The following is a 26,541-nucleotide window of genomic DNA, read 5'->3' as shown; positions in this document are numbered from 1 at the left end:
AATTTTCTCACGTATTTCCTTGCTGCGTTGGGCGCCTTCTCAGAGAATCGAACGTGCAGGCAGGACTGTGGGGGTCGCCTCGGAGGAGAAGGCGCTGGGGAAGGGGCTTTCCTCCCTCCCCCCCGCTCGCGAGGCGCGCCCCGCCACGCCGTCCCGCTGTTGGCTCAGCTTTGATACTGCTCCAGCGAACGGATCTTGTTCATGACATCGAGCGCCGCGACTTTGTACGCCTCTGAGAAGGTCGGGTAGTTGAAGACCGCCTCGACCAGGTAGTCGACCGTGCCCTCGCAGCCCATGACCGCCTGGCCGATGTGCACCAGCTCCGTGGCCTGCGAGCCGAAGATATGCGCCCCGAGGAGCTTGCGGCTCTCGGTGTGCACCAGGAGCTTGAGCATGCCGTACGAGTCGCCCGCGATCTGGCCTCTGGCAAGCTCCCGGTAGCGGGAGACGCCGACCTCGTACGGCACCGAAGCTTTCGTGAGCTCGGTCTCGGTGGCTCCGACGTAGGAGACTTCTGGGATCGAGTAAATGCCGATCGGCTGCAGCGCGGTCATGCCCGACGCGGACTCGCCGAACGCGTGGTACGCGGCGAGGCGCCCCTGGTCCATCGACGTGGCCGCCAGGGCGGGGAAGCCGATGACGTCGCCGACCGCGTAGATATGGGCCACCGATGTTTGGAAGTGCTTGTCCACCTGGATACGGCCCCGGTCGTCCGCCGCGAGCCCGACCTTCTCCAGCGCCAGCTCCTCGGTCTGCCCTTGGCGGCCCGCCGAGTACACCACGGTCTCCGCCGGGATCCGCTTGCCGCTCGCGAGCGTGGTCACCGTCCCGCTCTGGCCGATCTCGATCCCGGTCACCTCCTCGCCGAAGCGGAATGTGACCGCGAGGTCGCGCAGATGGAAGCGCAGCGCCTCGATCACCTCCGGGTCGCAGAAGTCCAGCATGCTGTCCCTCTTCTCCACCACCGTCACCCGCGTGCCGAGAGCCGCGAACATGGAGGCGTACTCGATGCCGATCACGCCAGCGCCGACGACGACCATGGAGGCGGGGATGGACCGCAGGGAGAGGATCTCGTCCGAGTCCAGGATGCGCTCCCCGTCGTAGTCGACTCCCGGCAGATGCGCGGGGCGGGTGCCGGACGCGATGACGAAGTAGTCGCCGCGCAGCGTCGTGAGCTCGCCTCGGTGGTCGTCCACGATCTGCACGGTGTGCTCGTCCACGAAGCTGGCCGTGCCGGGGAAGATCTCCACCCGGTTGCGCAGCAGCTGCGAGCGGACCACCTCGACCTCTCGCCCGATCACTTGGGCGGTGCGGGCGAACAAGTCCTCCGGGGTGATGTTGGCCTTGACCCGGTAGCTCGCCCCGTAGAGCTCGCGCTGGTTCATCCCGGTCAGATACAGCACGGCCTCGCGCAGGGTCTTGGACGGGATCGTGCCCGTGTTCAGGCACACCCCGCCCAGCATGTTCTGCCGCTCCACTATGGCGACCGACTTGCCGAGCTTGGCGGCGGCGATGGCGGCTTTCTGGCCGCCAGGCCCGGAGCCGATGACGACGAGATCGTATCGAGGAGAGACGTTGGAGCTCATTTTCCGACTTATACCCCAGTTCCGCCAATGCCGCACGGCGGGCGAGTGAATTCTTGCCCGGCAGGACGCGCGGGGCCGCGCCCTCGGCCTCGGATCGGCCGGGGTTCTGATCAGACCGGCTAGGCTAGGGGCCATGCCGCTTGAGCTTGAGCAAAGCCGAAAGATCCTGACCGAACTCGCGATTCCGATCATTTGCGCCCCGATGGCGGGCGGTCCGAGCACGCCGCAGCTCGCGGCGGCGGTGAGCAACGCGGGCGGCCTCGGCTTCGTCGCGGCGGGCTATCTCAGCCCGGAGTCGACCGCCGCGCTGCTGGATCAGACCCGCAAGCTCACGGTGCATCCGTTCGGCCTGAACATTTTCGTCCCGAGCCCGGACCCGGTCGACCACGCGGCGGTCGCCGCCTACCGAGAACGGCTGCTGCCGGCCGCCGAGGCGGCTGGGGTGGCGCTGCCCGAGGCTGGTTCCGAGGATCCGGCGCATCCCGACGACGATTTCTTCGACCAGAAAGTGAGCGTCGCCATCGACCGGGAAGTCCCGCTGGTCTCCTTCACGTTCGGGCTCCCGCCCGCCGAAGCCGTGACGAAACTGCAGAACGCGGGGATCGCGGTGCTCGCGAGCGTCGCCTCCCCCGCCGCGGTGGAAGCCGCCGCCCAGCTGGGCGTTGACGCGGTCGTCGTGCAGGGCGCTGATGCGGGCGGGCACCGCGCGACGCTCTCCAACCACGAGAAACCCGACAACCTGCCCCTCGCGGACCTGGTGATCGCGGCGACCGAGGCGACCTCGTTGCCGATCATCGCGGCGGGCGGCATCAGCAGGGGCTCGCAGATCGCCGAGCTCTTGGCGCTCGGCGCGACCGCCGTGCAGCTGGGGACCGCTTTCTTGCGGGCGAACGAGGCAGGGACCCGGCCCGCGCACCGCGAGGCGCTCACCGATCCCCGGTTCGTGGAGACGGCGGTGACCTCGGCCTTCTCCGGCCGCCCGGCCAGGGGGCTGCGCAACGCGTTCATAGACGCGCACACCGCGCACGCGCCCAACGAGTACCCGCAGCTGCACTGGCTCACCACGCCGTTGCGCAAGGCGGCGGCGGAGCGCGGGGACGTGGAGGCGGTCAACCTTTGGGCCGGGGTCGGCTACCGGGAGACCCAGACCGGGCCCGCGTCGGTGATCCTGTCCGCCTTGTGGGAGAGCGCCGTCGCGGCCCGCGCCGAGCACGAACGCTCGTAGCGAGGAAGGAGGACCGAGTGAAGCGAAGCGCAGGGGAATTCGCCAAACGCCTTCTGCTCTGGGTCGTTCCGTTCGTCGTGCTGTTCGGCGCGGCTGCGGGGTTCCAGGCGTGGCGGGAGCAGCAACAGGAGAAGGCGGCGCTCGCAGCCGCCGAGCAGAAGCTCGACCGGTTCCGCCCAAGCGACTGCCTGACGGCGCGGCCGAAGCAGGCGGGGACGGACGCGGGGGATCTGTTGCTCGCCGACTGCTCGTCCGCCGGGCTCACGCTCTCGGTCGGGCTCAAGGTCACCGGTTCGGACGAATGTCCCGGCCAGCGTTACTTCGCGTATCGCGTCAAACTCGACGGCCGCCAGGTCGGAGCCCTCTGCCTCGTGGAGAACCTGCGCGAGGGCCACTGCTACACGGACAGCGCGACGCCGCCGCTGCACGAAGAGGTCCCTTGCTCCAGCAGCGCGCAGGAGGCGGAGTCCGTCAAAGACGCCCGCGTGGTCAAGGCGGTGGAAGGCTCCGACGATCCCTCGATCTGCGTCGACTCCACGGCGGTGGTCTACCCCGAGCCCAAACGGGTGTATTGCATGGGCTCTCCGGTCACCTAGCGCCCTCCCCTGCCGCCGGGGCGATCAGCGCCCGCATGAGCGGCGCGAGAATGCGCACGGCGGACGGGCTCAGCGGCGACGTCATCCGCATCGTCCCGCGCCGGATCGTCTCCTGGGGCTTGGACGGCGGAGGAACGTCTAGGGGCGCTATTGGCGCTCGACCAGTTTCTGCAGCATCGCGTTGTACGCGGTGAGCTCGGCGTCGTCGTAGTCCACCGAATGCCGGTCGGCCCGGTCCGCCGCGCGGCGGTCCGCTTTCGCCCACTGGTAGAGCAGGGCTCCGACCACGAACACGATCGGGATCTCGCCGCTCGTCCACGCCACCGCCCCCGCGATGCGCTGGTCCGCTGCGAGGTCGGTCATCCACGGCAGGTCGAGCCACCGGTAGAAGTTCCCGCCGATGATCTCGTCCGAGGACAGCACGGCCACCCCGAAGAAAGCGTGGAACGGCATGACCGCGAACAACATCCCCAGCCGCGCGAGGTGCGGCAGCCGCCGGGCTCCGGGGTCCACGCCGACAATCGCCCAGTAATACGTGTAGCCGATGATCAGGAAGTGGGCGGTCATCAGCAGATGCCCCCAGTGGTACTGGACGAGCGCCCCGAAGATCGGGGTGAAGTACAGCCCGTAGAGGGAGATGACGAACAGGCCGACCGCGACCAGCGGATGCGCGAGGATCTGCACGATCCGCGAGTGCACGAGCGCGAGGGTCCATTCTCGGGGCCCCGGCATGTGCTTGCCCGAGGGCGGCACGGCGCGCAGGAGCAGAGTCACCGGGGCTCCGAGCACCAAGAAGACCGGGACGAACATGTTCAGCCCCATATGCGAGATCATGTGGTAGCTGAACTGCCCCGACGCGTAGCGCCCGACCCCTGAGGAGGTCACGAGCAGCAGCAAAACGCAGCCGACGAGGAACGAGATCGTCCGCCACCTCGACCATTCGTCCCCTCGTTTGCCCAGCCGCCACGCCCCGTACCCGTACGCCGCCGCCAGGAGCACGGCGAGCACGCCGAAGACCGTGTCGAACCGCCAGGCCGTCATCAGCCGCCAGACGGTCGGCGGCCCGGGGAAGTCGAACCCGAGCAGCAGCTCGGCGACGGAGAACTGCTGCCAGGCGAACGCGGGGGCGGGCTGGATGGCCATCGCCTCCGCCGCCGCGAGCAAGACCGTCCCCGCAGCGGCGGCAAGGCCGAACCTGTTCGCGCGCGCCGCGAGCAGGGCGAGCGCGAACAGCGCCGCCGAGACGAGCCCGAGCCACCCGTACCAGGTGCTCGTCGCGGCGGAAAGCGGGATGAGCAGGAAGCCGAGCACCGAGGCTCCCGCCGCGACGGCGACCGCCGCGACGGCGATGATCCGTCGCGCCCGACGCTGGGCCGCCTCGCGGTCCTCCGTCCACGTGCCGCGCAGCTGCGCCGCGACTCCGACGAGCACCGCCAGACCGACGCTCGTCCAGACCGCCGCGCCGGTCGCCACGTCGTGGTCCGGCCCGTCGCCCGCGTTCTCCACCACCCACGGGGCCACGACCCCGATGGCCGAAGCCCACGCCAATGCCGCGCAAGAAGTCCAGGCGAGGCAGAACCGAGAGGCGAGCGCCACCGCGGTCGCGAACACGAGGACCACGAGCCAGGCTCCCGCCCGCTCGGAGACCGAGAGGAGCGCGAACAGGCTGCCGAGCGGATCCTCGGTGCGCAGCAAGTCCGAGGGCGCGCGGCCGACTTCGACTGTCGCAGTCGTCACCATGGCGACCAGCGCGCTCAGCGCCCAAATCGGACTCGCCAGCTCGACCGTGCGCAATCCGGCGTAGCCGCGCGGCCCCAGGCGCGTCTGGGCGGTCGGACGCGTGCAGCACAGCGCGAACACGAGACCGCCGAGGCACAGCGCCCCGGCGAGGCTCGCCGCGAATTGCGCGACCACTTGCAGGATCAGCGTCGCAGATCCTGGGTACGGGCTCTTCACCGCGAGGTACGGATCGGGCCCGACGCCGACCGCGGCGGACACCGCCACGGCGAGGCCGAGCAGAAGAGGGAGGAACATCCCCCCTATTCTCCCACCTCTTAGGACGAGCTCCGTGGGCAGTAGCGGCCGGAACTGTCGAGCCGGTACGAACCGTCCAGCAGCAGCGCCGATTCCGAACGCTCCTGCGCCGCATGGCTTTCGCCCTCGAGGCGCCGGTCCGTCGGTCGGGCGTAGGCCGCCTCGCCGCCGCACATGGCCTCTTGCAGGCGCCGCTGGCCGACGACGCGACGCTCCTGCGCGCGGCGCAGGTAGTCGGCGCGTTCCTCGTCGGATAGCGCGGCGAGGAACGCGGCGGGGTGCACGACGAGGATCATGCCGGAGACGTGGCCGAAGCCGAGGGAGGTGACCACGCCGGCTTTGAGGGGGAAGCTCCCGTCGAAGGCGAGGGGCTCTTTGAGCCAGACCAGGTGCTCGTGCTCGGCCATGGCGTCGTCCACGCAGTCCAGGCTGCGGTTGGCCGGGATCTGCCCGGAGGCGAGGACTTGGCAGAGGCCGATGGTCTGGAACGCCGCCGCGCCGCCTTTGGAGTGCCCGGTGAGGCTCTTCTGCGAGATCACGAAGAGCGGGGCCCTCTGGCTTCGGCCGATCGCCGCCGCGAGTTTCTCGTGCAGGTTGGCCTCGTTCGGGTCGTTGGCGAGGGTGGAGGTGTCGTGTTTGGACACCACCGCGACGTCGTCCGCGGCGAGCCCGAACTTCGCGAGCGCACGGGCGAACTGCGAGTCCCGCCCGCCTAGGCCCGCCGCGAGGGCGCCGAGACCGGGGGCGGGGATGGAGGTGTGCACGCCGTCGCCGAAGGACTGCGCGTAGCCGACCACGCCCAGGACCGGCAGGCCCAGCTGGGCCGCGACGTCGCCCCGCGCGAGCAGGATCGTCCCGCCGCCCTGGGCGTCCACGAACCCCGCCCGCCGCCGGTCGCCAGGGCGGGAGACGCGTTTTGTGCCGATTCCCTTCGCCTCGAGCGCGGTGATGTCGGCGGTCGCGTTCATCTCCGCGAAGCCGAGCACCTCTTCCAGGCTGATGTCGTCGTAGCCGCCCGCGACCGCGAACAGCGCCTTGCCGAGCGTGATCTTGTCCACGCCCTCCTCGACCGACACCGCCGCCGTGGCGCACGCGCCGACCGGGTGGACCATCGCGCCGTAGCTGCCGATGTAGGACTGCACCACGTGGTCGAGGGTGATGTTCGGCAACGTCTCCTGGAGGAGGTCGTTCTGGTCCAGCGACCCCTTGAACAAGAAGTCGTAGTACATCCGCTGCAGCGAGGTCATGCCGCCCATGCCGGTGCCCTGCACGTTCGCCACCAGCGTCGGGTGCACCGCCGCCATCAGCTCCGCCGGGCTGAAGCCCGCGCCGAGGAAGGCGTCGACCGTCGCGACCAGGTTCCACAGCGCCAACCGGTCGGTCACCGCGACCATGTCGGCGGGGACGCCCCACACCGTCGGGTCGAAGCCGTCGGGCACCTGGGCGCCCGCGGTGCGGGTCATCTTGACCTTCCGGGGCACTCGGATCTGGGTGCCCTCCTTGCGGGTCACCGTCCAGTCCGAGCTTCCGGCCACCGGCGCGATCACGGTCTTCTCCGGGTCCGCCTCGCGGAACGCCCTCGCCTCGGCCTCGCCGGCCACCACGAAGGTGAGGTCCTCTGTGAGGAAGACCTCGGCCAGCAGAGGCCGCTCGGCGCTGTCGCCGGAACGCAGCGTCTGCGGGGTGAAGTGCCGGATGCCGCTGTGCTCGAGCACCCTCTCGCGATAACGCCCCGCGATCTCCTCCTCCGGGACCAGCTCGCCGGTCTCGGCGTCGTACCAGCCCGGCTCAGGGTCGCGCTGCCAGCTCACCAGCCCGGTCGTCCACGCCAGCTCCAGCACGCCCGCCGCCGACAAATCGCCCGTCACCTCGACCTCGAACCGCGTCCGGGACGAGCCGTACGGCCCGACCTCGCCCGCGCCCACGATGACCACCAGATCCTTCAGATCGACGTCCAGACTCGCCCAGTCGAACTCCGGGGTTGCGACGGGCCGCGCCGGGGACGGCAATGCTTGGACCGTCGGCTGTCCGTCTTCTTCGTCCGCCGACTGCTCCTCCGCCTTGGCCGCCTCTTCGGCGAGGGCGGCCATGTCCAGCCGGACCCCGGCGAGCCCGCCGGTCAGGTCGGCGGACAGCGGGTCCGTCTCGGCCAGCGCGCGGGCCTCGGGCGTGCAGAGCCCCAGTAGCTCGGCGGCCATCTCCTGGGTCGAGAAGGTCCGCACGCCCTGCTGCTCCACCGCCGCCACCACCGCGTCGTTCCCGCCCATCAGGCCGGTGCCGCGCACCCAGCCGATGATGGCATGGGCGAGGGTGATCCGCCGGGTCCAGGACTTCTCGGCCTGCCACCGCGACACCAGCGCGTCCAGCGCCGCCTTGGACTCGCCGTACGCCCCGTCGCCCCCGAACAGGCCCCGGTTCGGGGAGCCGGGGAGCACGACGTGCAGCCGCGAGCCCAGGTCGAACTCCCCCGCCTTCGCCGCCAACGCGCCGATCAGCCGCTGCGCGGCCCAGAGCAGCACCTTCATCTCCAGCTCCGCCCGAGGGCCCGCGTCCGCCAGATCCCCCAGCACCCGAGGCGCCGCGAACGGGAACAGCAACGTCGGGTTGAGGGCGGGCTTGACCGTCTTCGGCGTGCCGCCGAGATTCACCGTCTGCTCGCCCGTCACCCACTCGACCAGCGCGTCCACGTCCTGATACGAGGCCATGTTCGCCGGGACCACCCACAGGGCCGCGCCCGCGCGGGCGTGCTCCGCGTACAACGCGCGGTAGTACGCGAGGCGCTCCTCGGTCAGCGAGGAGGTGGTCGCCACCACCGTGGCGCCGCCAGCGAGCAGCTCGGCCGCGACCGCCGTCGCGATCGAGCCCTTGCCCGCGCCGGTGACCAGGGCGGTCTCGAGGGACCACAGCCCAGCGGCCTCGTCCCTGGCCGAGGCCGCGTAGGAGGCGTACGCCTCGGCCAACGCGGTCCCCGCCGCCTTGCGCGCCCACCAGTCGGCCTGCCGGGCGACCGCCTCGCCCGCGCCCGCGAACCGGGCGGCCTCCACCGGCTCGCCGGTGGTCCACACGCGGGCGAGGACCTCGCGCAGACCGGCCCACGCGTCGTCGAGCAGGACGGCTTTGCCCTCGTCGAAGACCGGCGCGACCGTCCGCGCCCAGTTGTCGCCGAGTTCGGCGGAGACGAGGTCGGCCAGCTCCTGGTCCAGGTCTTCGGTTTGCGCCGCCGGTTCGGCTGTGTGGCCGAGCTGGTTCAGGACGAACCGGGCCGTGGCGGCCAGGACGCCGTCCGGGCCGGTGATGTGCTCGGTCAGCTCCGCCAGCGCGGCCACGTCCACCGTGCCGCCACCGGAGCCGCCCTTGCTCGGCAAGGACACGGCCACGCCGTTGGCCGCGCCGACCTGGGCGACAGCCGCGTCCACCAGGGCGTCGACCTCGGCCGCGTTGCTGGGGGTGTTGAGACCGCCGAGGGCTTCGCCTCGCACGCTCGACCCCTCCCGGGTGCCCAGCGCGATGGCGATCAAAACATGGTCGGCCCAGCCCTGGCCCAGCTCCCACACGGTCTTGACCCGCTCGATGACGTGGCTGGACCGCTTCCCCGTCGGCCCGAGGACCTTGCGGAGCTGGTCGTTCACCGCGTCGGCGAGCACCGGGCCGAACGGCTTGTAGGTGCGGGCGAGCTTGGCGACCGTGCCCTTCAGGGACGGCAGGTCGGCCTCGGCCGCGCCGTCGATGGCTCCGAGGTTCAGCTCCGCGCCCAGGTCCAGCAGGAGCTGGTTGCGCCGCGAGGAGGCGCCTTCGCAGAGGGACTCGATGCTGTCGGCCGGGGTGAGCTGGTCCGGACGCAGCTTCACCGACAGCGCGATGAGCGCCGTGGACGCGTCCGCCGCCGTGAAGGGCAGATCGTCCGGCCTCGGGCCGCCCGAAGGCGCGGCGGGAGCCGCCGGAGCTGGCGCGGGGGCAGCCGCTTCGACCGGAGCCGGGGCCTCGGCGGCGGGGGCCGCCTCCTCGATCTCCGGCTCCTCGTCCACGACGCCCTCGTCTGTCGAGGTCGTCGCGGCCCAGTCGCGCTCGATGTTGAAGACTTCGACCCTCGATCCGGCGAACAAGTCCAGCCGCAGGGTGTTGCGGGCCATGTTGGCCACGGTCGGGGCGCTGCCGATGCCGATCTCCACGAACCGCTCGACCTGCAAGCCGCCCGCGAGGACCGGGGAGAAGAGCAGGTCCTGGGTCTCGATCCAGCGCACCGGGCTCGCGAACTGCCAGGCCAGAAGCTCCACGACCAGGCGGGAGGCGAGCCGCCGCGGCTGCGCGCTCCAGATCGTCCAGTCGTGCAGGACCTCCTGGATCTGCTCGGAGGGCACTTCCGCCGCGATCGACTCCACGAACTCGCGGTCCAGCGAGAACACCCTGGCGACGAGGTTCGGGATGTACTTGCCCACGATCACCGAGGGGTCGACCTCCTCCGGGATCAGGCCCTGGAGCACCTTGCGGAACTCCGGCACGCCCACGCGCAGCAGGGTGGAGTGGAACGGCACGTCGATCCCCGGCACCCGGATGAACGAGGCCTTCCCGCCGACCTCCTCCTGCAGGCGGGCGCACTCCTTCTCCAGCTCGTCGATGCCTTTGACCGTGCCGGCGATGGCGTACTGGGTGCCGCGCAGGTTGTAGTTCACGATCTGCAGGAACTCGCCGGTCTTGGCCGAGAGCGCCTCGACCCACGCGAACACGTCGTCGTCCGCCAGGCCGAGGTGGACCGGGCGGATCGCCGCCATGCGGTAGTTCGAGCGGCCCTGTTCGTCGCGGGGCAGGAAGTTGTTCATCGTCATGCCGCGCTTGTAGACCACCGCCAGCACGGCGGTCGGGGAGAACGTCCCCGCCACGGCGGCCAGCGCGTTGTACTCGCCCACGGAGTGGCCCGCGAGGAACGCGTCCTCGACGTACGCCCCGGTCTCCTTGAGCTCGGCGACCTGCGCGAGCGCGGTCACCGCCATCGCGACCTGCGTGAACTGGGTCAGATGCAGCACGCCGTCCGGATGCTCGTAGCGCACGCCGTCCACGACGATCCAGGTCGGGTTGTCCCGCACCACGCCCAGGATGGAGAAGCCCAGCTGCTCCTTGGTGAACGCGTCGGACTCGTCCCAAATCTTCTTCGCCGCCTTGGACCGGCCCCGCGCGGCCAGGCCCATGCCCTTGGTCTGCACGCCCTGGCCGGGGAACGCGTAGACCGTCTTCGGGGCTGCGAGGCGCGCGGAGGCCGCCATCACCAGCTCGCCGTCCACCCGGCACGAGACCTCGACGAGCTCCCCTCCGTGATCGACGCCGACGCGGTCCACGCGGACGGTGACCGGGGACTCCGGGTACACCATGCCGAGGAAGCGGGAGGTCCAGCCGACGATCCGGCGCGGGGCGGGCTGCCCGTCGCGCATGTCCACCGCGGCGACCACCTGCTGCGCGGCCGCGGAGAGCCACATGCCGTGCACGATCGGCATCGGCAGACCCGCGAGCTTCGCGGCGACCAGGCTGGTGTGGATCGGGTTGTGGTCGCCCGAGACCTGCGCGAACGCCGTCAGATCGGCAGGGGCCACGATGGTCGCCTCGCGCCGCTTGGCCCGATTCGTGTCCACCGCGTCCGGCGAAACGGCTCCGCCCGCGCGGATCGGGTCTTCCAGATCCGCGTCCCCGACCCGGCCCCGGATCGCGAACCGCTCGACGAATTCGGCGACCGGCTTGCCGTTCGCCTCGTCCGCGATGGCCACGGCGACCTCCACGACCCGGCCCAGCCCGGTGTCGGCCACCCCGACCAGGCGGGCTTCGACGGCGAACGTGGTCTCCCAGGACGGGACCTCGCCCGCGAGCTTCACCGCGTGGTCCAGGTGCACCAGGTCCAGGAGGCCTTCGATCACCCCTTTGCCGTTTGCGGTCTGGGCCGAGCCGAGCACCGCGAACACCGCCGGCCAAGAGAGGCCGACCAGCACGTCCGGCACCACCTTCCCCAGATACGGGATGGTCGCGGGCTGCAGCGGCTTGGGCAGGGTCACCGCCGTGACCCCGGCGTGGTCCGCGGGCAGGTTCGGCGACCAGGCGGCGGCCGTCTTGGCAACGCCGTCCACGACCTGGGGCAGCTCGCCCCCGGCGAGAACCTGGAGCAGGCCGGTCATCGCGTTCGCCGCGTCCGCGTCCGCGAACACCGGCGCGCCGCCCGTGGCCGCAGAGGCGGGCACGGTGAAGCGCAGCGCGAGCCACGTCCCGTTCACCGGGATGGACAGCGTGATCCGGTCCGCCTCGGTGAGGACGACCGTGGCTCCGGTGGTTTGGTGCTCCAAAAGGTGCGGCTCCACCTGCTGCCAGGCTTCGAGGTCGCCGAGCCGGTGGACCGGGTTGGTGGTCAACCGCTCGGCCCACAGCACGTCCGGGGCCGCGAGGAAGACGCCGAGCGCCCCGTCGAACGCGGTCTCCCGGCGAGCCGCGACATCCTTCGCCTGCGCGCCGGAGGCGACGATCTTCTCCACGACGGCCCGCTCGAACCGGTCGAGAAGCTCGCCCACCGGCTCGTCCGCCCTGGTGATGCCCGCGACCGCCACCGGGCCGGGGATCACGCAGACCTGGTCGGCCGAATAGCGGGGGTCGTGCGCCTGCCAGAGCGAGTCGCTGCGCCACCAGCGGCGCACGTCCTTGTCGACGACCGGCACGAAGCACACCGGCTTGCCGATCTGCTTGCAGAGCGTCGTGAAGAACGCCACGTCCGCCGGATGCAAGACGGTCTGGTCGAGGTCTGCGTACGCCTCGGCGAGTTTGGCGATCGCTCCGTGGCCGTCCGCCACCGAGTCCAGGTCGGGGAAGAGCGTCGGGATCTCCCCCTCGTCCGCGTCGGCGAGCCGCGCCTCGGTCCGCCGCGCCATCGCGAGGAACCGCTCCTGCCAGGTGACGTCCAGCCACTTCTCGGACTGCAAGCCCGTCGGCGAGATGTCGCCCGCGTCCGAAAGCTCCACGTAGCGCTCCAGCCACTCGCGGTAGGTCATCGCGGCGACCTCGCCGAAGTACGGCTTCGCGGTCTTGTTCAGCGCCGCGACGATCTCGTCCTTGCGCTTGGCGACGGCCTCCTCGTCGCCCGCGACCTCGTCGAGCAGCCTGCCGCACTGCGAGGCGGCGTTGTCGATCTCGTGGATGTCCGCGCCGAGCTGGCTGCGACCGGAGGCCATGCCGCCGGACTCCCCGCCCGCAGGGATCCACTCCGAGGAGCCTGCGGTCTCGACCAGAAGCCGCTTCACGTCCGGCGAGGTCGTCGCCTCCAATGTCGCCATCGCGGCGGTGCCGACCAGGATCCCGTCCACCGGCATCCTCGGATAGCCGAGCCGCTCGGACCACTCGCCGGTCAAATACTCCGCCGCGCGCTCGGCGGTGCCGATCCCGCCGCCGACGCAGACCACCAAGTTCGGCTGCTCGCGCAGCTCGTGGTAGGTGGCGAGCAGCAGGTCGTCCAGATCCTCCCAGGAGTGGTGCCCGCCTGCGCGTCCGCCCTCGATATGGGCGATGACCTTCTGCCCGCCGCCGACCTCCTTCGCGATCCGGACCACCGATTTGATCTGGGCGACCGTGCCCGGCTTGAAGGCGACGCTCGAGAAACCAGCCTGACGCAGCTCCTCCACCAGCTCCAACGCCTCCGGGAGGTCGGGGATCCCCGCCGTGATGACCAGCCCGTCGAACGGGGCCCCCGCCGCGCGCGCCTTCGGGACGAGCCGCTTGCCCCCCACGTGCAGCTTCCACAAATACGGATCGAGGAACATCGCGTTGAACTGCGCCGCGCGGCCCGGCTCGAGCAGCTCTTTCAGCCCCGCCACGTGCCCGGCGAAGATCGCCTCGGTGACCTGGCCGCCGCCCGCCAGCTCCGCCCAATGCCCCGCGTTCGCCGCGGCCGCCACGATCCCCGGGTCCACCGTCGTCGGGGTCATCCCCGCCAACAGCATCGGAGAACGCCCGGTCAGCTTGGTGAACGCGGTCTGCGCGGCGAGCTTGCCGTCCGGCAGCCGCACCAGCTCCGGGGCGAAATCCGACCACGGCCTCGGGGCCTTCGGGGCCTCGCCCCTCGTGAAGAGCGAGCGCTGGCCCGCTCTCGTCGCGATGGAGACCAGGCCGACGCCCTGGCCCCGGACCACCGGCTTGGTGAACCGGGTCAACATGTCGCCGGGGCCCGCGTCGAGGATCCACCGCGCGCCCGCGTCGACCAGCGTCTCCACCTGCTCGACCCAGTCCACCGGATCGACCAGGATCTGCTGCGCGAACGACCTGCCGAGCTCCACGTCGAGGCCGCAGCGGGCGGCCCAGTCGCCGACCAGGTCCACCGCAGGGGCCAAGTGCGGGTGGTGGAAGCCGACCGTCGCGTGCACCGGCTCGAAACCGGGCTCGAACACCGAGCCGCCGCGCAGCTTCTTCTTGCGCTCCTCGACCTGCTTCTCCGAGATCCGGTCCGCGTACGCCTGGAAGGCGACCAGTCGCAACGGGTTGCCGGAGATGGTCGCCGAGCGGCGCCCGTTGCGCAGCGCGAGCACGGGGTCGCCTGGGTGGTTGTGGATCGCGTGGAACTCGGCGAGCAAGCCGCGCAAGATCTCGGGGTCGACATTGCGCACCGACACCAGGGCAGGCGTCTGCGTCGAGCCGATCAGGCCGTTGCGGCGCGCGACCAAGGAGGCTGCCGCGCCGACGAGCTGGGCGAGGGCGAGGAACTGCGCGTCCTGTTCGCCGCCGTGCTTCGCGGCCTCGACGGCGATCAGGCCGAGGGAGTGCCCCGCGAAGCCGACCGGGCGATTGCCGCGCCAGTCCAGCCCGAGCGCGGTGAGCGCGTGCAGGGCGAGCGCCTGGGCGAAGAAGAGACCGGGGCTCGACACTGAGGGCGGCAGCACCATGGAATCGGACGGAGCCTCCTCCCACTCCATCCACTCCAGCGGCTCGAAGCCGTACGGGCGGGCGACGGACAGCTCGTCCGCGACCGGGCGCACCAGCGCGGCCGCCTCCGCGAGCAGCCACCGCGCGTGCCCCTCCAGCCCGGCCCCCCGGACCAGCTCCGCCAGCGGATCGAGCCACGAGCCGCCCTGGCCGGCGAACGCGATCGCGTACGGCTCGCCGCCGCTCAGCCTCTCGGCGAGACTGCGATGCTCGGCTTCACGCCCGCCAGACTGCGTCCGGCCCAATTCGCTTTCATGAGTGGTCACGAGCACGCTCCTTCACTTCACTGGTACCCGCTCGCGCGCAGCGCGGGGTGTCCTCGGTCGTCAACATCTTAAGAGATCTCCAAGAAATCTTAGAGTATCTTCATAGAGTGTCGCCGAGCGGCTCTCTGTTTCGAGCTTAAGGGATTTGTCGGCGAGCGGTCGGGCGGCGCGTCGGGGCAGGCACAACGTTGCTAGGGTGGACTTGGGACCCGCCCAGATCTGGTCTTGCATGTCCGCGCAGCCACATGCCCGAGCGCACATAAAGGCATTCTTCGCATGAAAAATTTCCTCCGCCATATCGGATACGCGGCGCTGGCGGCGCTCGCGCTCTCCCCCGCCGCCTGCTCCGCCCCCGAGCACACCACAGCGGCTCCCGCCGCCCAGGCCGAGCAACATAATCAGACAGATGTCGACTTCGTCACCGGTATGGCACACCATCATCAGCAGGCGCTGGATCTCGCCGAACTCGTCCCGGACCGAAGCCAGAACGCAGAAGTCAAAGCCATCGCCGCCAAAATCCGCGACGAACAGGCCCCGGAGATCGCCCAACTCAGCGCGCTGGCGAAAGAATTCGGAGCGCCGCCGTCCGCCTCGGGGAAGATGGACATGCCCGACATGACTCCCCCGCAAGCGGAAGGCTCCCCCACGAGCGGCTCGGACGGCATGGTCCCAGAGAAAGACGTCGAGCGGCTGCGGAACCTGAGCGGCTCGACGTTCGACAAGAAGTGGATCGGGCTGATGGCCGAACATCACGACGGCGCCGTGAAGATGGCCCAGAACGAGCTGGAGAAGGGGCTGAGCCCGAAGGCGAAGCAACTGGCGCAAAGCATCAAAACAACGCAAACCGGCGAGGTCGCCGACCTCGGCGCGCTTTTGGAGAAGATCTCCGCCGACAACTGAGCGGCCCCGCCCGCGATCTGTGATCCACTACACTGGCGCTCATGCGACAGACCCACACGGTGTTCAACCAGGTGCCCCCGCTCGTCGGCTGGAGCCTCGCCGACCATCCCGTCCTCGCCGAAACCCTGCAGCGCGAGAACGCGCACGCGGCCCGCGCCGAGATTCAGAGCCTCGGCGAACTCGCCGGCAGCGCCGAAGCCCAGCAGTGGGGCGACCTCGCCGAGGCGCATCCGCCCCAGCTGAAGAACTACGACCGGTACGGGAACCGGATCGACGAGGTGGTGTACGACCCGAGCTACCACCAACTCATGAAAGTCGCGGTGGAATACGGGCTCCACGGAGCCGCATGGGCGGAGTCGGGGCACAGCCCGTCGGCGACTGAGACACAACACAGCCCGTCGGCGACTGAGACACAGCACTGCGCGCACCTCGCCCGCGCCGCGAAAATGATCGTCTGGGGCCAGGCCGACGCCGGGCACCTGTGCCCGATCTCCATGACGTACGCCGTCGTCCCCGCGCTGCGGGCGAACCCGGCGGTCGCCGCCGCGCACGAGCCGAAGCTCGCCTCCCGCGTCTACGACCCCTCGCTGCGGCCGATCGCGCAGAAGGCCGGACTCATCGCCGGGATGTCGATGACCGAGAAGCAGGGCGGCTCCGACGTGCGCGCGAACACCACGAGCGCCGTCCCGCAACCGGACGGGAGCTACCGGATCACCGGGCACAAGTGGTTCACCTCCGCGCCCATGTCCGACCTGCTCCTCGTCCTCGCCCAAGCCCCAGGCGGGTTGTCCTGCTTCTACCTGCCGAGGATCCTGCCGGACGGCTCCCGCAACAACATGTCGGTGCAACGGCTCAAAGACAAACTCGGCAACAAGTCCAACGCCTCAAGCGAAGTGGAATACGACGAAGCTGTCGGCTGGCTCGTCGGCGAAGAGGGCAAGGGGGTCAAGACCATCGTGGAGATGGTCAACATGACCCGCCTGGACTGCACGCTCGCCACGTCCACCGCGATGTCCCTCGCCACCGCGCACGCCGCCCACCACGCGACCTATCGCAGCGCGTTCGGCGCGAACCTGGTGGACCAGCCGCTCATGCGCAACGTCCTCGCCGACCTCGCCGTCGAAGCCGAGGCGTCGTTGACCACCGCGCTCTGGCTCGCCGCACACGTGGACAAGGCGACCGCCGGTGACGAGCAGGCCAAAGCGCTCCTGCGCATCAGCCTCGCCGTCAGCAAATACTTCATCTGCAAACGCGGGCCGGTCCACGTGGCAGAAGCGCTCGAATGCCTCGGCGGCAACGGTTACACCGAAGAATCGCGGATGCCCCGGTTCTACCGAGAAGTGCCGCTGTTGTCGATCTGGGAAGGCTCGGGCAACGTCGCCGCCCTCGACGCGCTGCGCGCCATGGCGAAACAACCGGAGTCCGTCGCGCTGCTCTTCGCCGAGTTCGACGCGGCGCGCGGCGCGGACACCAGGTTCGACTCCTCGGTCGCCGCGCTCAAAGACGAACTGGCAGGCGGCTTCGAGGCCATCGAGCACCGGGCACGTCGGATCGTCGGCGGGTTGGCCCTCGCGCTGCAGGGATCGCTCCTCATCCGCCACGGGCATCCTGCGGTCGCCGACGCGTTCGCGGCGAGCCGCTTCTCGCAGGACGGTTTCGGCTGGACTTTCGGAGCCCTGCCGACCGGCGTGGACCTCGCCCCGATCCTGGAGCGCGCCGTCCCGAAGGCGTAGCCCGGCAACCTCGGCCCGCAGGCGTCAGTGTTTCGACTCTCCCCCGCAGCAGCACGCGCAGACTCCCGAATGAGCCCCGCGCGCCCGTCGCATTCGGATCGGAGCCCGGCATCCGCCGAAGCTCCGTCAGACAGACCATCCCGACTGCTTGATCGCCAAGACGGGTAGGCCAGACCGTGCGCAATCTGTCAGACATCCACTGTGCGGCCTCGGCGGCGAAGACCTCATCAGGCTCCGTTCGCGCCGCATCGCCGTCCGCCCGCTCCGAAGCCAAAGCCCGGCAACGTCGAGCACGTGCCGGATTCGATCACCACCATGGCATCCAGGCCGTACAGCGCGCCGCGTCCGACAGGGAGGAGCCGAGGCCGAGCAACGCCATGGACCGCGCAACGGAAGCAGCAACGAGCACGGCGGCCGCAAAACCTAACGCCGGCGTCCCTCTCGCGGGGATCAGGCACACCGCCAGGTACGCAAGATAGCCGAGGAAAGCGGCGGCCACGAGCACGCCGAACATGACGAAGGGCAGCGCAAGATCGATGATGGGCTCGTGGGCTTCAGCGCAGGTGCGCGATAGGAATGCCACAACGACGGCGCACACTCCCAACGGCGGCACGAGCAAAGCCCCCCAAACCATACGTATTTTCAACCGAAGACCACGCGCTGCCGGCGCACCGTCTGGATCTGCGAAAAACTCCTCGGACGAGACCATCAGAGGGGTATCCAACTCGGCCACCACGGCGGCACGCCGCTCTCGCACCGCGTCACGCCAGTCCCGTCAGGATTGTGTTCCGCAGACACCACAGACCACATGAGCGCGCCTGCGGCGCACACAGCCGCCACGACAGCCAACGCTGGGGCGCTTCGCGCCGGCACCAGACACACCAACGCGTGCACAAACCATGCGAGCACACCGGCCATGACGAACACCGCTGCCACAAGGAACAGCAGGAGAAAGCCATACCCTCCGTTCATCCTGAATTCGCAGTCGCGCCAGACGCTCCCGAGCAGATACCATGTCCCCAACGCGGCGATGCCGCCCGCGATCGGCGCGACAACCCTCCCCCAGACGAGCCGTCGGTTCAGCTGGTCTTTCCGCTCGTCGGAAAACCCGCGCCATCCGACTGAGAACTCCCTCGACATCAGCGCTCCCCTCCATGATCGTCGCTGTCGACGCTATCACGCCCTCGGGTGTGCTGTCGCGTAGACCTCGCGCAGCGTCGTCGCGGAAACCATTGTGTAGATCTGCGTCGTGACGACGCTCGCGTGGCCGAGCAGCTCCTGCACCACACGCACATCGGCCCCGCCCTCCAAGAGGTGCGTCGCGCAGGAATGGCGCAAGGTGTGCGGGGAGATCTCGGCCTTGACCCCGGCTTTGGCGGCGGCGTGGCGCAACGAGGCCCATGTGCTCTGCCGGGAGAACCGCTCCCCCCGCGCGTTGAGGAAGAGCGCGTTCGTCGCTTTGCCCGGGGGAGCCTCCCTCGAATACGATCGGCTTGCCGATCCTCGGGGGATCCGCGCGGCGAGCAGGGCGGGCCTGCCTCGGACGAGGTACGCGTCGAGCGCGGCGACAGCGGGGCCGCCGAGCGGGACGAGCCGTTCTTTGTCGCCTTTGCCGAGGACGCGCGCGGAGCGGGCTTGGAAGTCCACGTCGAGGAGGTTGAGGCCGACCGCTTCGCTCACCCGGCAGCCGGTGCAGTACATGAGCTCGAGCAGCGCGGCGTCGCGCAGCGCACGGGGGATGTCCGATTCGGAATCCGCCATGCCCGAGGCCTCGATGATCGCGATCACCTGGTCCACCGGCAGCGCCTTCGGCAGCCTGCGCCCCGGTTGGGGAGGTTTCACCCCGTGCGCCGCGTCCTGCGCCGCCATGCCTTCGAGGACGGCGAATTTATGCAGGCCGCGCACGGCGGAGAGGCCTCGGGCCGCGCTGGACTGGGCCAGGCCCATCCCCTCCGGGTCGCGGGACCAGGCGAGGAATTCGGCGATCTGCGCGCTCGTCACCTGCGCGAGATCGGTCGCCGAGCGCTCACGGAGGAAATCCATGTACCGGTCCAGATCCCGCCGGTACGAGGAGACCGTATGCTTCGAGGCTCCTCGTTCGACCGTCAGATGGTCAAGGTACGACTTGACTTGCTCGGAAAGCTTGTCGCTCGTCAGCGGGCCTTCCGCTGTGCGAACGCGGTCGGCTGCTCCGGCCACGGCGCGTCGCCTGGGCGCGGCGTCCCCCCGCCGCTGAGCGCGAGCTTCGCCGCGAGGATCCCGGTGGCCGAGGTGGCGTTCTGGATGTCGCCGGAGAACACGCGCGCCACCGCCTCGTCCAGCGGCGTCCACTCCAGCACCACGTCGAGCTCCTCGTCGTGCGCGGGCGGGCGCTCCCCCGGAGCGATCCCGGTCGCGAGGAAGATGCGGACGGCTTCGTCGGTGAACCCCGGCGAGAGCGCCACGTCGGCGAGCACCGACCATTGCGCGGCGGTGAACCCGGTCTCCTCCAGCAGCTCCCGAGCGGCGGCGGGCTGCGCGGGCTCCCCGGAGAGGTCCATGAGCCCCGCGGGCAGCTCCCACAGCCGTCGGCCAACCGGGTGGCGGTACTGGTGGATCAGCGCGACCCGGCCTTGGTCGTCCACCGCGGCGACGGCGACTGCGGCATGGTGCTCGACCACCTCGCGTTGGGCCACGTTGCCGGCGGGCATGCGCACTTGGTCCTTGCGCAGGGCGATGATGGCGCCCTCGTAGACCAGCTCGGAGGACTCAAGGCCGAAGGCGTGCGTGCCGGGCTCACTCATCGGCGGCCGCCTCCCGCGCGAGACCGGCCTGGTGGGCCAACGCGGCCTCCACCAGCGCGGCGAACAACGGATGCGGCCTGGTGGGCCGCGACTTCAGCTCCGGGTGCGCCTGGGTTGCGACGAGGAACGGATGGTCCGAGGCGCGGTACTCCACGAACTCCACGAGCGAGCCGTCCGGCGAAGTCCCGCTGAACACCAGCCCCGCCTCGGCGATCTTGTCGCGGTAGGCGTTGTTGACCTCGAAACGGTGGCGGTGGCGCTCGTCGACGCTCGTGGTCCCGTACGCCTTCGCGACCAAAGACCCCTCGGCGAGCACCGCGGGATAGGAGCCAAGGCGCATCGTGCCGCCGAGGTCGGCTTCGCCGGAGACGGCTTTGACCTGGTCGGCCATCGTCGCGATGACCGGGTCCGGGGTGTCCGGGTCGAACTCCGCCGAACTCGCCTTGGCGAGGCCCGCCGTCCGCGCCGCCTCGATGACGACGCATTGCAGGCCAAGGCACAGCCCCAGCAGCGGCAGGCCGTTCGCGCGCGCGTAGCGGATCGCCCCGATCTTGCCCTCGATGCCCCGGATGCCGAATCCGCCGGGGATCACCACGCCGTCCACCCCGGCCAGCGCCGCCCTGGCCCCTTCTTCGGTCTCGCAGTCGTCGGAGGCGACCCACCGGACCTGCACCTTGGCCTTGTTGGCGAACCCGCCCGCGCGCAGCGCCTCGGTCACCGAGAGGTACGCGTCCGGCAGGTCGATGTACTTGCCGACGATGGCGACCGCGACTTCGTGGTCCGGATGGTGCACCCGGTCGAGCAGCTGCCCCCATTCGGTCCAGTCCACGTCGCGGAAGGGCAGGCCGAGTTTGCGGATCACGAACGCGTCGAGGTGCTGGCCGTGGATCACCTTCGGGATGTCGTAGATCGACGGCGCGTCCGGGCAGGCCACCACGCCGTCGGACTCCACGTCGCACATCATCGCGATCTTGTGCTTGACCGACTCGGGGAGCTCCCGGTCGCAGCGCAGCACCAGCGCGTCCGGGGTGATGCCGATGGCCCGCAGCGCCGCGACGGAGTGCTGCGTCGGCTTGGTCTTCAGCTCCCCGGACGGGGCGAGGTACGGGACGAGCGAGACGTGCAGGAAGAACACGTTCTCCCTGCCCACCTCGCGACGCAGCTGGCGGGCGGCTTCCAGGAAGGGCTGGGACTCGATGTCGCCGACGGTGCCGCCGATCTCCACCACCACCACATCCGGGCTCTCCTCAACGGTCTTCCCGTGCGACATGCCGACGATCCGACGCTTGATCTCATCGGTGATATGCGGGATGACCTGCACGGTGTCGCCGAGGTACTCGCCCCTCCGCTCCTTCGCGATGACCGTCGAGTACACCTGGCCCGTGGTGACGTTCGCGAAGCCGGGCAGGTCGCGGTCCAGGAAGCGCTCGTAATGCCCGATGTCGAGGTCGCATTCCGCGCCGTCCTCGGTCACGAATACCTCGCCGTGCTGGAACGGGTTCATCGTGCCGGGGTCGACGTTGAGGTACGGGTCGAGCTTGGTCATCGTGACCCGCAGGCCCCGCCTGGTCAGCAGCTGCCCGAGGCTGGAGGCGGTCAAGCCTTTGCCCAACGAGGAGGCCACCCCTCCGGTGACGATAATGTATTTCGCCGGAGACCGGCCTGAAGATCGAGACCCGCTCGGAGCGGGGGAAGCGAAGGCACCGGTCACGGATCTTCACTGTAACAGGGAGCGCCCGCGATGGCGCGACGCGCTGGGCTTCCGGGCCGCGTGGCGCGGGAAACCGCAGCTCGTCCGGTGGATTCAGAGAAGGACCGGGCTCACGGAAGAGCGGGCACGACCGCCGAGGCCCCGGATCCGGTCCCGTACTGGCCCACGTGCCCCTGCGTCTGCTCCACGAGCGCGAGCACCGTGCCGACGTGCCCCACCGGGCTCTCCACGTTGTCCACCGTGCTCACTTGCGTCCCCTTGTCCGCCCGGACGAGCGCCACCGGCGAAGGGCCGTCCGCCGAGCCGGAGCGGCCGACGAGCACCACGCCGCCGAGCCTGGCGCGCAGCGCTGTGGCGAGCCGGACCGCGGCTGGCCCCTTGTCGCCCGCGTCGGCGGGAAGCGCCCCTCCGGTCACGACCACGGCGGCGGAGGCCGGCACGGGGTCCCCGGCGACGGAGAGGTAACCGTTCACGCGGAGCAAGTTGACCACGTTGGCCCGCTCCTCGGGCTTCACCTTGTCTTGGTCTTGCTGAGAGAGGACCGCGCCGAGCAGGTCGCCGACCCGGCTCTGCTGGTCGAAGTTCTTCGGGTCCAGCGGGGTTCCCGGCGGGATGACGTTGTCGACGACGGTGCGCAGCTTCTCCTCGTCAACGGTGCCGACGAACGCGTCCGTCACCCCGATCTGCCCGGCGAGCTGGGCCCCCGCCTTGCCGAGGTATTCCTTCACCGCGTCCACGTCGCCCTGGTCGGCTCCCGGCACAGTGATCACGACGACGCTCTGGCCGGTGAGGACGCCCGCAACCGCGCGGCCGCCGACCGCGCGGGCGAATGCGTCCGCCTCGTCCTCGCGTGCCTTCGCCCCGTCCGACCGCTCGGCTGGGGCTCCTGCCCCGCCGACCGCTTTCGGCGAGTTCTCGGTCAGCTGCAACGGCGATCCGACGAGCACACCGGAACCGAGCACCGCCCCGAGGATCACAGCGAGCAGGACCGCGAGGAGCGAGGTGGCGAAATTCCGGAAGGAGACCATGCGTGTCGCCTACGTGAGCCAGCCCTGGATCGACTGCGCCGCCGAGCGCCACAGCGATTCGAGGCCCGCCACCAGGTGGAACTGCTGCCCGAAGGCGATGAAGAGCACCACGCCCGCGATGAGCAGCATCATCGCCAGGAACGCGACGAGCCCCCCGGTGTGCTTGGTCGCGTAGAGCGAGGCGAGCGCCTTCGCGTCGACCAGCTTCTGCCCCACCTTCAACCGGGTGAGGAAGATGGACGGGCTCGAACCGCGCTGCGCCGGGTCGAAGAAGTCGCCGAGCGAGGCGGTGTGGCCCGCCGTGACGATGATCGAGGCTCCGTGGTGGTGGGCCAGGATCAGCGCGAGGTCCGCCGGCTCGAGGGACGCGGGGAAGGTGACCGCGCCGATGCCGAGGTCTTGGATGCGCTCAAGGCCGGGGGCGGTGCCGTCGAACTCGGCGGGCAGGATGACCTGCGCGCCGCTCTTGAGCGTTTCGGCCGAGATGAGCTCCGGGTTGCCGACGATGAGGTCCGGGCGCAGCTTCTGGCGGACGATCGCCTCCGCGCCCTTGCCGACGCCGACGAGTACCGGCATGAACTCGCGGATGAAGGGACGCAGCGCCCTCAGGTCGGCCTCGTGGTCCTCGCCGTCCGCGACGACGACGACGTGGCGGCCTTCGATCCGCACGTCCACGTCTGGGATGCCGACCGAGTCGATGAGCAGCGGGCTTTCCGCCCGGATGAACTCGATGGTGTTGCCGGAGAACGCCTCGAGGTGGTTGATCAGGCTGGTCTTCGCGCCCGAGATAAGCTCCCCGATCTGCGCCTCGTCCCGCTCGACCCCTTCGGCCAGCAGTTTGTCGCCGCTGTACACCCCGCCCTCGTGCAGGCGCACTTTCGCGCCGTCGCGCACCTTGCGGAAAACGTCGTCGCCGACCGTGTCCACCAGCGTGATGTTATTGCTGACCAGCACTTCCGGCCCCATGTTGGGGTAACGCCCCGAGATGGAGGGCGCGGCGTTGACCACCGCGGCGACCCCCTTCTCCACGAACGCGTCCGCCGTGACCTGGTCCAAATCCGGCTCGTCGATGACGACCACGTCGCCCTCTTTGACCTTGCGCAGCAGTTTGGCGGTGTCCCTGCCGACCCTCGCGGTGGCGAGGACGCCGGGCAGCGGCTCGGATTTGCGGGAAAGGAGAGCGACCTTCATGGCCAGTATCATCACGCGTCACACCAGCCACAAGGCTGAGGCGCGCCGCCGGTTGCGAAGAAATAGGTACGATCAGCGCATGGTTCCCAGCGACGAGCAGCCCCCGCGTTGGCTCAGCCCCGCCGAGCTCGAAGACTGGCTCGCCGTGGTCGCGCTGACGATGCGCTTGCCGACCGCGCTGGACTCCCAGCTGACGCGCGACAGCGGGCTCTCGCACCTCGAATACAGCGTGCTCGCCATGCTGTCCGAGGACAAGGGCCACGCTCGCAGGCTTTCCGAGCTCGCGATGCTCACGAACTCGTCCCTCTCCCGGCTGTCGCACCTGATCTCCAGGGTCGAGGAACGCGGCCTGGTGCGCAGGGAGGCCGACCCGGACGACGGGCGGTACACCAAAGCGATCCTCACAGACGAGGGGTACGAGCTGCTCAAATCCAGCGCCCCCGGCCACGTGGAACGAGTGCGGACCGCCGTGCTGGACGCGGTTACCCCCGAAGAGTTCCGCCAGTTCGGACGGACGGCGGCGCGCATCGTGAAGCGTCTCGAAGATCTCGGCTAGCCCCGAGACGAGCGCAGCCCTGGCCGAGATCTCGGCCAGGGCCGCGCTCGGCGCTCCGGCGGCTACGCGAGCGCCGCCTCGATGTCGAGTTCGATGGCGACCTTTTCCCCGAGCAGACCAGGGGCCGCGCTGATGCCGAAGTCGCTGCGCCCGATGGTCGTCGTCGCCGAGAACCCGGCGACCGATCCCCCGGTCTGCGGGTTTTGCGCGACGCCGCCGAACTCCAGGCGCAGCTCGATCGGCTTGGTGACGCCATGGAGCGTGAAGTCCCCGCTCACGATGTAGTCGTCGCCGTCTTTCTGGACGCCGGTGGAGCGGAAGCTCGCCGTGGGGTACGTGGCCACGTCGAAGAAGTCGGCGGATTTGACGTGGGTGTCGCGCGCCTCGTTCTTGGTGTCGATCGAGCCGACCGCGATCTCGGCGACTACCGCCGGGGCGCCGTCCTCCGCCACTGTCACCGCGCCGGAGAACTCGGCGAAACTGGCGCGGACCTTGCTCACGCCGAGGTGCCGGATGCTGGCGGTCACTTCGGAATGCACCGGGTCGATGGTCCACGTGCCCTGCGTGAGGCCAGGAATGGTCGCGGTCATGGATTCTCCTTCAGTCATAAGTTGAACATTCAATTCATTATTGAACATTCAACTCAACATCGCAACCGCCGGACGTATTCCCGAAACCTCCGCGCGCTTTCTCCGGGAGCCTCAGACGGATGGGCGCGAGACAGCAGACGACGAGGGCTCCCGCGCTCGAGGTGCGCCACTGGGAGTCGGCAACGAAGCAGACCGCCGCCTGGACCCCGAGAATTAGAAGGTCAGGTTGTCGCCGGATCCCGGCTCGAAGACCAGCGCCTTCGCCGGGTCGAAGCGCAGCGGGAACCGCTCGCCCGCTTTCGCGGCGGAATGCGCGGGCACTCGTGCGACGAGCTGCTGCTCGCCGGAAGAGAAGTACACGTAGCGGTGCGAGCCGACCGATTCCACCAGGTCGACCTCAGCCTCGAAATGCACCGCCGAGGACTGCGCGGGGCCGGAAGCCCCGCCCGAACTGCGCCGGTCTTCTTCACTGCGCCGGTCTTCTTCACTGCGCCGGTCTTCTTCACTGCGCTGGTCTTCTTCAAAATGCTCCGGCCGCAGCCCGAGCAGCACGTTTTTGCCCTGCAATCCTTTTTCTTTGGCGCGCGCGGTCGCCTTCGCGAACGCGTCGGCGGGCAGCGCGGCCAGTCCGAACGCCGTGCGCACGCCGTCCGAGGCGAACTCCCCCGGCACGAAATTCATCGACGGGGAGCCGATGAACTCGGCGACGAACCGGTTCTTCGGCCGGTCGTAGAGGTCCTGCGGCGCGGCGATCTGCTGCACCACGCCGCCTTTCATGACCACGACGCGGTCCCCCAAGGTCATCGCCTCGGTCTGGTCGTGGGTGACGTAGATCGTGGTGGTCTGCAGCCGTTGTCGCAGCCGCAGGATCTCGGCCCGCATCTGCACCCGGAGCTTCGCGTCGAGGTTGGAGAGCGGCTCGTCCATGAGGAACGCTTTGGGGTGGCGGACGATGGCCCGGCCCATCGCGACGCGCTGGCGCTGCCCGCCGGAGAGCTGGCCAGGCTTGCGGTCCAAGAGGGCTCCGAGGTCGAGGATCTTCGCGACGTCCTCGACCTTCGCGGCGATCTCGGCCTTGGGGACTTTGCGCAAGGTCAGCGGGAACGCGATGTTCTGCCGCACCGACATATGCGGGTACAGGGCGTAGGACTGGAAGACCATCGCGATGTCCCGGTCCTTCGGAGCGACCTCGTTGACCCGTTTGCCGCCGATGCGCAACTCGCCGGAGCTGATCGACTCCAGCCCCGCCACCATGTGCAACGTCGTGGACTTCCCACATCCGGACGGCCCGACCAGGACGATGAACTCCCCGTCCGCGATGGTGAGGTCCACATCCGCCACGGCGGTCGCCCCGTTCGCGTACTGCTTGCCCACGTGGTCGAGCACGATCTCTGCCATGCGGCCA

At 69.8% G+C, this 26,541-nt stretch carries 17 protein-coding genes; 5 read left to right on the top strand and 12 right to left on the bottom strand.

The genetic code is table 11. The features are described from left to right. Positions 1 to 164: 164 nt before the first annotated feature. Positions 165 to 1,586, bottom strand: coding sequence for a Si-specific NAD(P)(+) transhydrogenase (gene sthA / locus HMPREF9336_RS03455; RefSeq protein ID WP_007469100.1), 1,422 nt, complete (start codon positions 1,584 to 1,586; stop codon positions 165 to 167). 109 nt (positions 1,587 to 1,695) lie between these two features. Here sthA and HMPREF9336_RS03450 point away from each other — a divergent pair, with 109 nt between their 5' ends. Together HMPREF9336_RS03450 and HMPREF9336_RS03445 are read left to right on the top strand one after the other, a co-directional pair. Then, entirely contained in the window at positions 1,696 to 2,811 is a 1,116-nt protein-coding gene (locus HMPREF9336_RS03450; RefSeq protein ID WP_280110254.1) for an NAD(P)H-dependent flavin oxidoreductase, read from the top strand. A gap of 17 nt (positions 2,812 to 2,828) precedes the next feature. Beyond that, positions 2,829 to 3,407 carry a hypothetical protein gene (locus HMPREF9336_RS03445; protein ID WP_021030022.1) on the top strand — a complete coding sequence of 193 codons (579 nt, stop codon included), beginning with the start codon at positions 2,829 to 2,831 and terminating at the stop codon, positions 3,405 to 3,407. Positions 3,408 to 3,554: 147 nt separating this feature from the next. On the opposite strand, the gene HMPREF9336_RS03440 is transcribed toward HMPREF9336_RS03445, so the two are convergent. After that, on the bottom strand, positions 3,555 to 5,441 hold the full coding sequence (locus HMPREF9336_RS03440; protein ID WP_007469095.1) for a cytochrome c oxidase assembly protein: 1,887 nt from the start codon (positions 5,439 to 5,441) through the stop codon (positions 3,555 to 3,557). 20 nt (positions 5,442 to 5,461) lie between these two features. After that, positions 5,462 to 14,644, bottom strand: a complete 9,183-nt coding sequence (locus HMPREF9336_RS03435; protein WP_021030021.1) for a type I polyketide synthase — start codon at positions 14,642 to 14,644, stop codon at positions 5,462 to 5,464. Between the two features lie 276 nt (positions 14,645 to 14,920). Between HMPREF9336_RS03435 and HMPREF9336_RS03430 the strand changes: the two genes are divergently transcribed. Together HMPREF9336_RS03430 and HMPREF9336_RS03425 are read left to right on the top strand one after the other, a co-directional pair. Beyond that, positions 14,921 to 15,544 carry a DUF305 domain-containing protein gene (locus HMPREF9336_RS03430; RefSeq protein ID WP_007471426.1) on the top strand — a complete coding sequence of 208 codons (624 nt, stop codon included), beginning with the start codon at positions 14,921 to 14,923 and terminating at the stop codon, positions 15,542 to 15,544. Positions 15,545 to 15,585: 41 nt separating this feature from the next. Next, the gene (locus HMPREF9336_RS03425; protein ID WP_007471427.1) at positions 15,586 to 17,277 is read left to right on the top strand and encodes an acyl-CoA dehydrogenase family protein; all 1,692 of its coding nucleotides are present in this window, start codon (positions 15,586 to 15,588) and stop codon (positions 17,275 to 17,277) included. A 307-nt stretch (positions 17,278 to 17,584) separates the two neighbouring features. Here HMPREF9336_RS03425 and HMPREF9336_RS03420 read toward each other — a convergent pair whose 3' ends face one another. The 7 genes from HMPREF9336_RS03420 to steA form a co-directional block, all read right to left on the bottom strand. Then, positions 17,585 to 17,986 (bottom strand): hypothetical protein, encoded by a 402-nt coding sequence (locus HMPREF9336_RS03420; RefSeq protein WP_156920281.1) that lies wholly within the window; start codon positions 17,984 to 17,986, stop codon positions 17,585 to 17,587. Beyond that, on the bottom strand, positions 17,986 to 18,417 hold the full coding sequence (locus tag HMPREF9336_RS03415; RefSeq protein ID WP_007471429.1) for a hypothetical protein: 432 nt from the start codon (positions 18,415 to 18,417) through the stop codon (positions 17,986 to 17,988). Before HMPREF9336_RS03415 ends, HMPREF9336_RS03420 begins: the two co-directional genes overlap by 1 nt. Before the next feature lie 36 nt (positions 18,418 to 18,453). Beyond that, positions 18,454 to 19,476 (bottom strand): site-specific tyrosine recombinase XerD, encoded by a 1,023-nt coding sequence (locus HMPREF9336_RS03410; protein ID WP_007471430.1) that lies wholly within the window; start codon positions 19,474 to 19,476, stop codon positions 18,454 to 18,456. Beyond that, positions 19,431 to 20,060, bottom strand: a complete 630-nt coding sequence (locus HMPREF9336_RS03405; protein WP_007471431.1) for an NUDIX domain-containing protein — start codon at positions 20,058 to 20,060, stop codon at positions 19,431 to 19,433. The genes HMPREF9336_RS03410 and HMPREF9336_RS03405 overlap by 46 nt, the downstream gene beginning before the upstream one ends. Further along, positions 20,053 to 21,702 carry a CTP synthase gene (locus HMPREF9336_RS03400; RefSeq protein ID WP_040584955.1) on the bottom strand — a complete coding sequence of 550 codons (1,650 nt, stop codon included), beginning with the start codon at positions 21,700 to 21,702 and terminating at the stop codon, positions 20,053 to 20,055. Before HMPREF9336_RS03400 ends, HMPREF9336_RS03405 begins: the two co-directional genes overlap by 8 nt. 179 nt (positions 21,703 to 21,881) lie before the next feature. Then, a complete protein-coding gene (locus tag HMPREF9336_RS03395; RefSeq protein WP_021030019.1) occupies positions 21,882 to 22,799 on the bottom strand; it encodes a copper transporter in 918 nt (305 codons plus the stop codon). A gap of 9 nt (positions 22,800 to 22,808) precedes the next feature. Continuing rightward, entirely contained in the window at positions 22,809 to 23,990 is a 1,182-nt protein-coding gene (gene steA / locus HMPREF9336_RS03390; RefSeq protein ID WP_007471435.1) for a putative cytokinetic ring protein SteA, read from the bottom strand. Positions 23,991 to 24,069: 79 nt separating this feature from the next. Between steA and HMPREF9336_RS03385 the strand changes: the two genes are divergently transcribed. Next, a complete protein-coding gene (locus HMPREF9336_RS03385) occupies positions 24,070 to 24,546 on the top strand; it encodes a MarR family winged helix-turn-helix transcriptional regulator (protein ID WP_007471436.1) in 477 nt (158 codons plus the stop codon). Positions 24,547 to 24,608: 62 nt separating this feature from the next. Here HMPREF9336_RS03385 and HMPREF9336_RS03380 read toward each other — a convergent pair whose 3' ends face one another. Continuing rightward, complete coding sequence (locus tag HMPREF9336_RS03380; RefSeq protein WP_007471437.1) at positions 24,609 to 25,136, bottom strand: YceI family protein; 528 nt, start codon at positions 25,134 to 25,136, stop codon at positions 24,609 to 24,611. Positions 25,137 to 25,349: 213 nt separating this feature from the next. Continuing rightward, a complete protein-coding gene (locus HMPREF9336_RS03375; protein ID WP_007471438.1) occupies positions 25,350 to 26,534 on the bottom strand; it encodes an ABC transporter ATP-binding protein in 1,185 nt (394 codons plus the stop codon). Between the last annotated feature and the right edge of the window lie 7 nt (positions 26,535 to 26,541).

Source organism: Segniliparus rugosus ATCC BAA-974 (assembly GCF_000185725.2).
Lineage (GTDB): Bacteria > Actinomycetota > Actinomycetes > Mycobacteriales > Mycobacteriaceae > Segniliparus > Segniliparus rugosus.
The sequence above is the reverse complement of the archived record's forward strand: the minus strand, read 5'-3'. Positions and strand labels throughout refer to the sequence as shown.